The organism is Hymenobacter aranciens (genome assembly GCF_030580865.1).
In the GTDB taxonomy this organism is placed as follows: Bacteria; Bacteroidota; Bacteroidia; order Cytophagales; family Hymenobacteraceae; genus Hymenobacter; species Hymenobacter aranciens.
Map to the genome: position 1 here is coordinate 291,073 of NZ_JAUQSY010000005.1, position 12,313 is coordinate 303,385.

The window sequence follows — 12,313 nt, forward strand, 5'->3', positions numbered from 1 at the left end:
ATTTCGTGAATTAAAACACTGTGTATGCGTGCCGCTACCGCCGCCAGTAACGTATGGCACCCCGACGGTTGCCCTGCGGGCAGCTATTCTGCATTATACCGCGCTAATCAACCTTGATTAGCTCTTAATCAAAGTTGATTCGAGCATAAGCAAGGCAAATAGCTGCTACTTCAATTGTGTTTGGAGCTATTTGCCTTGCGTTAGCTCCTATTTGCCTTGCGTTGGCTCCTATTTGCCTTGCGTTAGCTCTTATTTGCCTTGCGTTCGAGCCTAACGCAAGGCAAATAGGAGCTGTTTGTCTTGCGTTCGGGCTAAACGTATTTACATTCTGCTGAAAGGAGTAATGACGGTGCCCGACAGTTACCTTTAAAGCAGCTTTAGCCTGTAAAACAGGTAGAAATTTGGCGAAGCCAGGAAAAAACTATACCATTGGCTTGGTAATACCTTTTCACCAAACTATCTCTCACCGCATGCAAGCGTCTACCAGGCAAAAGAATAGACCGGTTAACTCGACTATTGTGCCGTCTGCTGCCATGCGGTTCCACGGCATAGGGGCAAACGATGCCCGGCGTAGCATCAGTAATCGGATTCTGCCAAGCGGCACGGTCAATGCCCGGCTGCTACGCCGGAGCACGGACGGGCGCACGGTGCAGCGAGTGGCGTTGGATGCCGCCACCACCCAGCAGGAACTAAGCCTGCGCGGCTACGAACCCGGCGTGTACTTCGCCACCCTGCTGGTGGGCGGCACAGCCGTGCAAACCATCCGCATTTTAGTGAAATAGGTATGAAGCACTCTGCTCTCTTACTAGGGTTGCTCCTGCTACTCAGTAGCGGGAGCAGCCTCTGGGCCCAAGCTCCGACGCTGCAATGGCGCAGTCAGTTTGGCGCCCGTCGCGGCGATGACGTGGCCGGCGCCATCCTGCACACCCGCCACAACCGGCTGCTGATTGGCGGGTCGGCCTTGGTTTCCAACGTCTCGAACCCGTACACATCGGCCACCACCTGGCTGCTCAGCAACCGGGGGGACTCGCTGCGAACAAATACGTATTTTCCGCAGGCGCTCGGCACGGGCACGGGCATCGGGGCAATGGCCGAGGCCCCCAACGGCGACTTCCTGCTGTTGGGTTCGTACGGTATCTACGCGAACGGACAGACTACCGTCCAGCACATGCTGATTCGCACGGACTCGCTGGGGCAGCAGCGTTGGGTGCGCTACTATAACACCAACTCGGCCGTGGATATGCAAAGCTGCCTGGCGCTGGCCGATGGCGGGGCCCTGCTGGTGGTGAGCTGCAACGACCCCGCCGGCAGCCTCATGTATCCCATCCGCGTGCCTACGGTGCTGCGGGTCGACTCGCTGGGCAATACCTTGTGGAAGCACCAGTACGGCCAGCCCTACAGCGAATTTCAGACCATCATCGCTTTGCCCGACGGCTCCTACGCCTTGGTGGGCTCCTTGGCAAAGCGGCTCACCAACCCCGTGCGTTTTATCGGCACGCCTTGGCTGGTCCGTATCACGCCTGACGGCGACACCATCCACACGCGGAAGCTGCCCATCCCGCAAACCGAGGTGGGAAAGCTCTACAACCTGCGCCTAGGGCCCGACGGCACGCTGGTGGTGGTGGGGGCCGTGGGCTGGCCCTACGCCCGGCCCAACGATACGCAGCAGGCGCTGCTGCTACAGCTCGACGCCCAGGACCGGGTGGCCTGGTACCAGTTGCTGCCGGCCCCGGCCGTGACGGGTTACAACATCGGCTGCACGTTCTACCAGGTTTATCCGCTGCCCACGCCGGGGCAGTACGTGGTGGCCGGCACCCGCGCCGACCCCAACCCGAATGAGCAGGCGGGCTACCTGGCCCGCTACGAGCGCCCGGCCGGCGGCGGCACCGCCCCGCCCGTGTGGGAAACCCGGTTTTTCAAAGCGGAAGTGTATGAGCGCCCCAACGCTTACCTGCTAGAGCCCGACCATACGCTGACCGTTGCCGACTGGGCCAGCCTGCCCGTGCCCTTCCAGCCCACGGACGTGGTGGTGACGCGCTTCGCGGGCCTGCCGCCGACCTACGAGCCCGACCTGTGCGCCACCCCACCCGTGCCTAACGCAGCCTACACCTTGGTGGCCGGCGCGCCCGACTCGCTGGTGTTCTACGAGCTGGGCACGGCGGGCCCGGCCTACGCCCAGCTGCTGCATTGGCGCTGGGAGCTGGGCGACGGCACGGTGGTAGAGCAGACGACTTCCACTCCGCTGGGCCACCGCTACGCCACGCCGCCGGCGCCGGGCACGGCGGTGCGGGTAACTATCACCAACAACCTGGGCTGCGCGGCTACGCAGGAGCTCTATCCCTGGGGCCGGCCCACGGCGGCGCAGCAGGCGCAGGCGCTGGCGGCCGGGGCCACGCTCTGGCCCAACCCGGCCAGCGGCAGCACGGTCATGCTCCGTGTGCCGGGCCTGCGGGCGCAGGGTACCATCAGCGGGCAGCTGCTTGATGGACTGGGGCGCGAGCTCCGGCGCTTCACGTTGCGGCCGCAGGGCGGCACGGTTGAGGCCGCCCTGCCTATCGATGACCTGCCTCCCGGCGTGTACAGCCTGCGACTGCTGCCGGTGGAAGGCGCCATCGTGAAGCGCCTGGTGAAGCAGTAGCACCTTCGTGTCCTGCTAAACGCAGTGAAGCATCTTGCCACGTTGGAACGACTAGTTCTGACATAGTAAGATGCTTCACTGCGTTTAGCAGGACGGCGCTATTAATCAGCCAGCGGCTCCTGGCAGCCCGTAGTCGATATATTGCTCAGCACTAGGTGCGGCACGGGCTGCCGGGTGCCATCGGCGGCCAGGCAGCACAGGCCGTTCCACTGCTGGCTGGGGTCGTTGACGTAGGTGAAATACACGCGCTGGCCCACGGAATCGAGGCGGCCGAGCCCATCGCGGTTGACCACGGCGATGACGTTGTTGCCCACCTGCTGGCCGGTGATTAGTACGCCCGGGGCGCCGATGCGGTTACGGGCATCCACGTTGATGAGCGGGCCATCCATGCAGGTGAAGGCCACGATGGTGCCGCCGACGCAGCCGGGCTGCGGGTCGTTGCACTTGCGGTGGCAGCCGAAGAAGGTGCCGGCCGACAAAGCGGCCAGGGCGAAGAAAAGAAACGGACGTTTCATGCGGATGGAAAGAAAGGTGAATACTGGTGTTCGTACCCCTGACCGCCACGGGCCACCCGGCGTTGCGCGGGTTCGTAAAAATGCCGTCATTCCGGGTAAGGCCGAGCTAGCCGCCTTCCTTGAGTAACTTCGTTTTCCCATTTCCCACTGTTCATTGATGGACTCCCTGGCTACCCCTTTTCCATCCACCCTGGCCGCCAGCCACGACCTGCTGCAGAAGCTGCTCGACGTGTCGCTGACCGGCGTTATGCTGTCGGAGCCGGTATATGGCGCCGGGGGTGAAATTGTCGACTTCCAGCACATCCAGCTCAATCAGGCAGCGCAGGGCATGCTGGGCCAGCCGGCCCGCCTCGCCGGGAGCTTCCTGACGGAATATCCGCACGCGGTAGAAACCGGGGTTTTTGACTTCTACTGCGCGGCTTACCAGAGCGGCGACGCCCGGCAGCAGCGAGTGCACTACCCCTACGACGGGCTCAACGACCACTACCAGCTGTCGGCCCAGCGCAGCGGCGATTTGCTGCTGGTGAGCTTTAACGACACCACTACCCAGCACCGCCTGGCTGCCGAGCAGGCCCAGCGCGACACGCTGGCCCGCCAGCAAACCGAGCAGCTCAACCGCGAGCTGGAGGCCCGCGTGCAGGAGCGCACCCAGGCGCTGGCCGTGCAGCAGCAGCTGCTCAACCGCATTCTGGGCCAGGTGCCGGCGGCCGTGGGCACCCTCAGCGGTCCCGAGCACCGCTACACCTTCGCCAACGAGCACTACCATACCATGGTAGGCAAGCGCGACATCGTGGGCCAGACCGTGGCCGAAGCGCTGCCCGAAGTGGTGGAGCAGGGTTTCATTGCCCTGCTCGACCGGGTGCGCAACACCGGTGAGCCCTTCATCGGCCGCGAAGTGCCCATTCAGCTCTACGACGAGGCCACGGGCACTATGCAGCAGCAGTACCTGAATTTTGTGTACCAGCCGCTGACCAATGCTCCAGGCTACGGTGATGACATTCTGGTGTTTGCCGTGGATGTGACGCCGCAGGTGCAGGCCCGGCAGGAGGCCGAAGCCACCGCCCAGCGCCTGCGCCTCATCACCGATTCGCTGCCCGTGCTCATCGGCTACCTCGACCTGCAGGAGCGCTACCAGTTCACCAACGAAGCCTATCGCAGCTGGTTTGGCCAGGACCCGCAGGCACTGCTGGGCCGCCCGGTGCGCGACATTGTGGGCGACGAAGCCTACGCCGGCGTGAAGCAGTACATCGACCGCGCCCTGGCCGGCGAGCACGTCAATTTTGAGTCGCGGATGCCGTACCGTGCCGACCTGCTGAAGTATATCCGCACCAGCTACGTGCCCGATGTGCAGGCCGGCGAGCTGCGTGGCTTCTACACGCTCGTCACCGACATCACGGAGGAAACCCTGGCCCGGCAGCGCGTGGAGCACGCCAACCAGGAGCTGGAAGCCCGCGTGCAGGCGCGCACCGAGGAAGTGCGGGCCGCCCAGGCGCTGGCCGAGCGCGAGCGCGCCCTGCTGCAGGCGCTGCTCACGCAGGCGCCGGTGGCCATTGGGCTGTTTCAGGGCCCCAAAATCCGCGTCACGGCGGTCAATCCGATGATGGCCGAGCTCTGGGGGCACCCGGTGGCGGAGATACTAGGCCGGCCGCTGCTGGAAGGCGTGCCCGAGCTGCAGGGCCAGGGCTTCGACGACCTGCTGCGGCAGGTGCTCAGCACGCATGAGCCCATCACGGGCACCGAAACGCCGGCCACCATGCTGCGCGCTGGCGAGCTGAAAACCACGTATTACAACTACGTGTACACGCCGCTCTACGACAGCGAGGGCCGGGTGCTGGGCATCATCAACGTAGCCACGGAGGTGACGGCGCAGGTGGAAGCCCGCCGGCAGATTGAGCAGCTCAACCGCGAAGCCCAGACGGCCCGCGCCGAGGCCGAGCGCCAGCGCGGCGAGCTGGAGCGGGTGTTCGAGCAGTCGCCCATCGCCATTGCCGTGTACCGCGGGCCCAACTACATCATCGAGCTGGCTAACCCCACGGTGGCCCGCCTGTGGGGCCGCACCCGCGAGCAGCTCATCGGCAAGGGCCTGTTTGAGGCGCTGCCCGAAGTGGCCGGCATGGGCTACGAGGAGCTGCTGGACGGCGTGATGGCCACCGGCATTCCGCACGAGGCCCATGCCATGGAAGCCCAGCACGAGCGCAACGGCCAGCTCGAAACGGTGTACTGGGACTTCATCTACGTGCCCATGTACGAGGCCGATGGCAGCATCTACGGCGCCATGGTGGTGGCCAATGAAGTAACCCAGCAGGTACTGGCGCGCCAGGAGGTGGAGCGCCTCAACCAGCAGCTCGAAACCCGGGTGCTGGAGCGCACCCGGCAGCTGGCCGACGCCCTCACCGATGCCGAAGAGCAGCGCGAGCAGCTGCGCGTGCAGCAGGGCTTGCTGAACGGTATTCTGGGCCAGGTGCCGGCGGCCATCGCCACGCTCGGCGGGCCCGAGCACCGCTTCACGTTCTTCAACGAGCTGTACCAGGAGCTGTCGGCCAACCGCACCGTGCTGGGCCAGACGGTGGCCGAGGTATTCCCCGAAGTGGTGGCCCAGGGCTTTATCAGCCTGCTCGATGGGGTGTATGCCAGCGGTGAGCCCTTCATCGGTACCGATATGGCCGCTAAGCTTTTCGATGCCAAAACCGGCCAGCCCGAGCAGCGCTACGTCGATTTCATCTACCAGCCGCTCTTCGACGGGCAGCGGCGCGTGACGGGCATCCTGGCCTTCATCCTCGACGTGACCGACCGCGTGCTGGCCCGGCAGCAGTCCGAAACCCTGCAGGCGGCCATGCTGGCCGTGGCCCAGCGCCGCGCCCAGGAGCGCGAAGATTTATACCAGGTGTTCGAGCAGGCACCGATTGGCGTGGTGCTGCTGCGCGAGCCCGCCCACCGCATCGAATACTTCAACCCCGCCTATGCCGAGCTGCTGGGCGGCCGCGCCCTGCGCGGCCAGCTCCTCGCCCAGGCCCAGCCCGAAAGCGTGGAGCAGGGCTTGATTGCGCTGCTTGATGACGTGTATGCCACCGGCACCACGCGCTACGGCTTCGAACAGCCGCTGGGCGAAACGCTTGACGGTGAAATTGCGCGCTACATCAACTACACCTACCAGGCCTACCGCGAGCAGGACCGCATCGTGGGCGTGGCCGTGTTCATCTACGAAGTGAGCGAGCAGGTGCGGGCCCGCCGCCAGGTGCAGGTGCTCAACGAGGAGCTGGCCGCCATCAACGAAGAACTGCAGGCCACCAACGAGGAGCTGCACGGCGCCAACAACCGCCTCACTCACACCAACGCCGACCTCGATACCTTCGTCTACACCGCCAGCCACGACCTCAAGGCCCCCATCTCCAACATCGAAGGCCTGCTCGATGCCTTGCGCGAATACCTGCCCGTCGACAGCGCCGAGCCCATGGTGCCCCGCCTGCTGAGCATGATGCAGGACTCGGTGGCCCGCTTCCAGCAAACCGTGGCCCACCTCACCGACGTGAGCCGCCTGCAGCACGAGCAGGAGGCCGAAGCTGTGAACTTGCCGGCGCTGGTCGAAGACGTGCGCCTCGACCTTGGCCCGCTCATCGCCACCACCCAGGCCCGGCTGCTGCTCGACGTGGAAACGTGCCCCACGGTGTATTTCTCGGTCAAAAACCTGCGCAGTATTCTCTATAATTTGCTCAGCAACGCGCTTAAGTACCGCAGCCCCGACCGCACGCCCGAAGTGCAGCTCCGCGCCACCTGCACCGAGACGCTGGTGCAGCTGGAGGTGCAGGACAACGGCCTCGGGCTGAGCGAGCAGCAGCAGGGCCGGCTGTTCGCCCTCTTCCGGCGCCTGCACACCCACGTCGAGGGCTCGGGCGTGGGCCTCTACATGCTCAAGCGCATCGTGGAAAATGCCGGCGGCAGCATCCGCGTGCAGAGCGAGCCGAACGCTGGCTCTACCTTCACCGTTACCTTACCCCGCGCCCGTCCCGCCCGCTAGCCTGTCCGTCCTGATTTCATGGAAAAATTACCCCATATCCTGCTCGTCGACGACGACGATACAACCAATTTCCTCAACGAGCACCTGCTCAAAAAGCTCAACGTAACCGACCAGGTGCGCGTGGCCTACGACGGCAAGCAGGCTCTGGAAATGCTCAGCCAGCTGCCACCCTTCGAGCCCGCCCTGCTGCTGCTCGACGTGAACATGCCCGTCATGGACGGCATCCAGTTTCTCGAAACCTTCGCCCGGCTGCCGCAGGCCCAGCAGGCGGCCACGGTCATCGTCATGCTCACTACCTCCATGGACAGCAGCGACCTGGCCCGCATCAACGACCTGCCCATCGCCGGCATGGTCAGCAAGCCGCTGAACCGCGAGAAAATCGACATGCTGCTGAAGCTGCACTTCCAGCGCCAGCTGCCGGGGGAGTAATAATGGTTAATGGTTAATGGGTAATCTGTTTTTTGAACAACATTAACCACTAATCATTGACCCATTAACCATTAAACAATGGCCTTTTCCCCGGCCTCTTCCTCCGTTATCGACGGCCGCGGCTTGCCGATGATGTAGCGCCGCCCTTTGTCCTGCGAGATGTAGCTCCAGGTCCAGTTCAAAAATACCATCAGGCGGTTGCGGAAGCTGATGAGCGAGGCCACGTGGATAAAGCTCCAGGCAAACCAGGCCGTGAAGCCTTCCCAGTGGAATTCCTTGCCGAAAATTTTGATGTCGGCCACCGCGTGGTTGCGGCCGATGGTGGCCATGCTGCCTTTGTCGTCGTACTCAAACGGCTCAGGCTTCTGCCCGGCGATGATGCGGGCCAGGTTCATCCCCAGCAGGTGGCCCTGCTGCAGGGCGGGCTGGGCCAGCATGGGGTGGCCTTCGGGATATTCCTCCGTTTTCATGGCCGCAATGTCGCCGATGGCGAAGATGTTGTCGTAGCCCTGTACGCGGCTGAATTCGTTGACACAGTAGCGGTTGCCGGGCATCATGCAGTCTTTGCTGAGGCCGGCGATGGGCGCCCCGGTCACCCCGGCCGCCCAGATGAGGGTGCGGGTGATGAGCTTCTCGCCGTTGCTGAGCGTCACGGTGTAGCCGTCGTAGGATTTCACCCGACAGTCGAGCCACACCTGCACGCCAAACTCGCGCAAACTTTCCAGCGCGTGCTGCGAGGCATTGGCCGACATGCCCTTCAGCAGCACCGGCCCGCTCTGGATGAGGTGAATGTCCATCTCCTTGAAATCCAGCTCGCGGTAGTCGTTGGGGAAGATGTGCTGGCGTAGCTCGCTGAGGGCGCCGGCCAGCTCCACGCCGGTGGGGCCGCCGCCCACGATTACGAAGTCGAGCAGGCTGTTGAGCTGCTCCTCGTCGCCGAGCTGCAGGGCTTGCTCGAAGTTGTAGAGCACGGTGTTGCGCAGCTCGATGGCGTCTTCCACCGTCTTCAGCGTAAAGGCGTTGCGCTGCATGCGCTGGTCGCCGAAGAAGTTGCTGGTGGCGCCCGTAGCCAGCACTAGGTAGTCGTAGCGCAGCTTACCGATGGTGGTTTCGACCACCTGCCCGGCCGTATCCACGGCCAGCACCTCGGCCAGGCGGAAGTAGAAATTATCCTGCTTGCCCAGGATTTTGCGGAACGGCGACACGATGCTGTCGGCCTCCAGGCTGGCGGTGGCAATCTGGTAAAGCAGCGGCTGGAAGGTGTGGTAGTTCTGCTTGTCAATCAGCACCACTTGCACGGGGGCATCGCGCAGGGCCTTGGCCAGCTCGAGCCCGGCAAAGCCGCCGCCCACGATAACGACGCGCGGGTGGCCGAGGTCGTCGATTTTGGTAAGTCCTTCCATCAATACGGGAAAATTAGGTGCGGGCGGGTGAGGCTGGGGTGAAAGTGGTAAGGGTCGGGTGGCCGTCTGTCATGCTGAGCGCAGCGAAGCATCCTTTCACGTTGGAACGAATCGTTGAGGCGTGAGAGGATGCTTCGTTGCGCTCAGCATGACAGTTCTTTTACTGCATGACGTTCTGAGGTAGTTTTACACTACTTCCTAAGCAGCTTTCCCGTTGTCCTGATGCGTCGAATACTCTTATTAGCCCTGTTGAGTTGGCTGGGGGCGAAGGTAGCCACTGCCCAGACCTTGCCCATTCTCTCCCAAAACCCCACCGGCCTGCGCTGGCGGCAGCTGCGCACGCCGCATTTCCGGCTGCTCTACCCGGCGGGTATCGACTCGGCGGCGCAGCGCACGGCCCGGCAGCTGGAGCTGGTGCACGGCCCCGAGGGTGCCACGCTGGGCGTGACGGCCCCGCCCATTGCGGTGGTGCTGCAAAATCAGACTACCATCAGCAACGGCTTCGTGACCTTTCTGCCGCGCCACGCCGAGTTTTTTACCACGCCCGAGCAGGGCAACAGCCTGGGTACGATTGATTGGCTCGACCAGCTCACGGTGCACGAGTTCCGGCACGTCAATCAGTTTGATAAGGCGCGGCAGGGCTTCGGGCGGGTGCTGGTGCCGCTGCTGGGCGACGGCGGGCTGGGCGTGATGGCCGTGGGCGTACCGCAGTGGTTTTTCGAGGGCGATGCCGTGGGCACGGAAACGGCCTTCACCCGCAGCGGGCGCGGGCGCATTCCCAGCTTCAACGTGGGGCTGCGGGCTAATTTGCTGGCGGGACGCTTGTATAATTATCAGAAAGCCAACAATGGCTCCCTGCGCGACCACGTGCCCAACTGGTACGTGCTGGGCTATTACCTGACGTCCTACGCCAAAGCCCACTACGGCGCCGACGTGTGGGACCGCGCTCTGACGCGCTACTATCGCTTCCCGTTCTACCCGTTCTCCTTTTCCAATGGCTTGAAACGCACCACCGGCCTGCGCGTGGAGAAGCTGTATGCCCGCACCATGCACGAGTTGGACAGCACCTGGCGCGCCGAGCAGGCCGCCCGCCCCGCGCCCACGCCGGTGCGCGAGCTGGCCGGGCAGGCCGACACGCGGGTTTTTACCCAGTACGAACACCCGCAATACCTCACCGACAGCACGGTGGTGGCGTTGAAAAGCGGCCTCGGCCACATCCCGCAGCTGGTGGTGCTGGGGCGCCAGGGGCGCGAGCGGAAGCTGTTTGTGCCGGGCCTGGTGAATATTCCGGATATGCTTTCGGCCGCGGCGGGCAAGGTGGTGTGGCCGGAGTATCGCTACCATCCGCGCTTCCAGCAGCGGGTGTATTCGGAGCTGAAAGTGCTGGATGTGCAGACCGGCAAGCTCACCCGCCTAGGTAAAGGGCAGCGCTACGCGGCGGCGGCGCTGTCGGCGGATGGCCGGCGCCTCGTGGCCGTGCAGACCGATGCCAGCTACCACCATGTGCTGGTGGTGTTGAGCGCCGAAACCGGGGCAGTAGAGACCGTGCTGCCCAACCCGCGCAACGACTTCTACCAGCAGCCGCGCTGGACGGCTGACGGGCGTATCGTGACTGTGGCGTTGAGCGCGGCGGGTAAAACGCTGCAGCTTATTGACCCCGCTACTGGTGTCGCCCGCGACCTGTTGCGCAAAGTCAAAGTGAACCTGACCAATCCGCAGCCCTGGGGGGATTATGTGTTTTACAATTCGCCACATCTCGTGGGGCGTGATGGGGGGGACGGGAAACGGTACTTCACGCCAGGCGTAGACAATCTATACGCCGTGTCGTTGCGCGGAGGCCGGAACTACCAGGTGACGAACCGGCCATTGGGGGCGTACCACGCGGCCGTGTCGCCCGATGGCCGGGCGCTGGCTTTTCAGGACTACCGCGCTACTGGTGCTCGGGTGGTAGAACTGCCATTGGACTCTACTGCCTGGGTAATTGTGCGTGCCCCTCAGCATGATACCAGCGACCCATATGCTGAAAAGGTGGCGGATGGGGAGCGCATCGGCTACAAAATAGCTGGCCGGCTGTCCTCGGCCGATTCCAGCGGCCCGCGCTACGGCGTGCGGCGCTACTCGCCGCTGGCGCACGCCTTCAATGTATTCAGCTATGGCGTGGTGCAGAGCCCCGGCGGCGACGCCGTGAGTTTGGGGCTGCGCTCGCAGGATTATTTGAATACGACGCAGGTGTTCGCGGGCCTGAGCTACGACCAGACCGAGAAAACCTTCAGCGGCCTGGGGGCGCTGAGCTACCAGGGCTTGCCGCTGGTGATTGACGTGGAGGGCGAGTACGGCGGGCGCAACGCGGCGCTGTACACCGACCGCAACCTGCCGCTCGACAGCCTGCGGCGCGACCAGTGGCGCTACGCCCGGCTGCGGGCGGGCGTGCGGTTGCCGCTCACGCTCACGCGCTCGAAGTATCTGCAGGGCCTCACGGTGGGCAGCTTCTATTTCCGCGAGCAGGTGTATGACTACGATTTGCCGGTGCGGCGGCGCACGGAGGTGAGCCCCACGCGGCCGCTCAATGCCGTGCAAACCTACCTGAGCTACGCGGCGCAGCTTAAGCAAAGCGCCCGCGACGTGGCCCCGCGCGGCGGTGGCACGCTGCTGGCTACCTGGCGCACCACGCCCTTCGGCAGCGGCCTGGAGGCGGAGCAATTCGGGGCGCAGGCCAGCGTGTTTGCGCCGGGGCTGGGGCGGCATCATGCGCTGCGGCTGCGCGCTGGCTACCAGTGGCAGGACCAGGCGCAGTACCAGTTTTCATCGGCCATTTCGTTTCCCCGGGGCGAGGGCTACAGCAGCTTCGATAAGCTTTACACCAGTAGCTTCGACTACTATCTACCGCTGGCTTACACGCACTGGTCGTTGGGGCGCTGGCTGTATGTGCAGCGGCTGCGGGCTACGCTCTTCGCCGACGTGGCCCAAGGTAACGCCCTGGTGCCCAATGGTCAGGTGCGGGTAGACTACCGCAACGCGGGGGGCGATTTGCTGGTGCAGTTTAACGTGCTGCGGCTGCGTACGCCGGTGGAGGCGGGCTTGCGGGTGACGTATAGCTCGCTGCTGCGGGACGTGGTGGTGGAGCCGCTGGCGTTTAGCCTGCGGCTGTGAGAAGTGGGGCGGCCCGCGCCTGTCCTGTTATGCTGAGCGTAGCGAAGCATCTTTTCACGCCAGCACGGCGCAGTAACTCAATCGTTCCAACGCGAGAGGATGCTTCGCTACGCTCAGCATGACAGACCGGGACGCACGACAATTGCTTACCTTTGACGCCCCA

General features: G+C 64.0%; 7 protein-coding genes. 5 read left to right on the top strand and 2 right to left on the bottom strand.

Annotation, left to right across the window (positions count from 1 at the left end; genetic code table 11):
• Nucleotides 1-518 precede the first annotated feature (518 nt).
• Together Q5H93_RS09240 and Q5H93_RS09245 are read left to right on the top strand one after the other, a co-directional pair.
• A complete protein-coding gene (locus Q5H93_RS09240; protein WP_305006232.1) occupies nucleotides 519-782 on the top strand; it encodes a hypothetical protein in 264 nt (87 codons plus the stop codon).
• Between the two features lie 2 nt (nucleotides 783-784).
• Entirely contained in the window at nucleotides 785-2,638 is a 1,854-nt protein-coding gene (locus tag Q5H93_RS09245; RefSeq protein ID WP_305006233.1) for a hypothetical protein, read from the top strand.
• Between the two features lie 101 nt (nucleotides 2,639-2,739).
• Here Q5H93_RS09245 and Q5H93_RS09250 read toward each other — a convergent pair whose 3' ends face one another.
• Nucleotides 2,740-3,153, bottom strand: coding sequence for a hypothetical protein (locus tag Q5H93_RS09250; RefSeq protein ID WP_305006234.1), 414 nt, complete (start codon nucleotides 3,151-3,153; stop codon nucleotides 2,740-2,742).
• Between the two features lie 157 nt (nucleotides 3,154-3,310).
• On the opposite strand from Q5H93_RS09250, the gene Q5H93_RS09255 reads away from it, so the two are divergent.
• Together Q5H93_RS09255 and Q5H93_RS09260 are read left to right on the top strand one after the other, a co-directional pair.
• On the top strand, nucleotides 3,311-7,168 hold the full coding sequence (locus Q5H93_RS09255) for a PAS domain-containing sensor histidine kinase (RefSeq protein WP_305006235.1): 3,858 nt from the start codon (nucleotides 3,311-3,313) through the stop codon (nucleotides 7,166-7,168).
• Between the two features lie 18 nt (nucleotides 7,169-7,186).
• On the top strand, nucleotides 7,187-7,597 hold the full coding sequence (locus Q5H93_RS09260; protein WP_305006236.1) for a response regulator: 411 nt from the start codon (nucleotides 7,187-7,189) through the stop codon (nucleotides 7,595-7,597).
• Nucleotides 7,598-7,668: 71 nt separating this feature from the next.
• Here the strand turns inward: Q5H93_RS09260 and Q5H93_RS09265 are convergent, their stop codons facing one another.
• Entirely contained in the window at nucleotides 7,669-9,000 is a 1,332-nt protein-coding gene (locus Q5H93_RS09265) for an NAD(P)/FAD-dependent oxidoreductase (RefSeq protein ID WP_305006237.1), read from the bottom strand.
• 222 nt (nucleotides 9,001-9,222) lie between these two features.
• Between Q5H93_RS09265 and Q5H93_RS09270 the strand changes: the two genes are divergently transcribed.
• A complete protein-coding gene (locus Q5H93_RS09270; protein ID WP_305006238.1) occupies nucleotides 9,223-12,150 on the top strand; it encodes a hypothetical protein in 2,928 nt (975 codons plus the stop codon).
• Nucleotides 12,151-12,313: the final 163 nt, after the last annotated feature.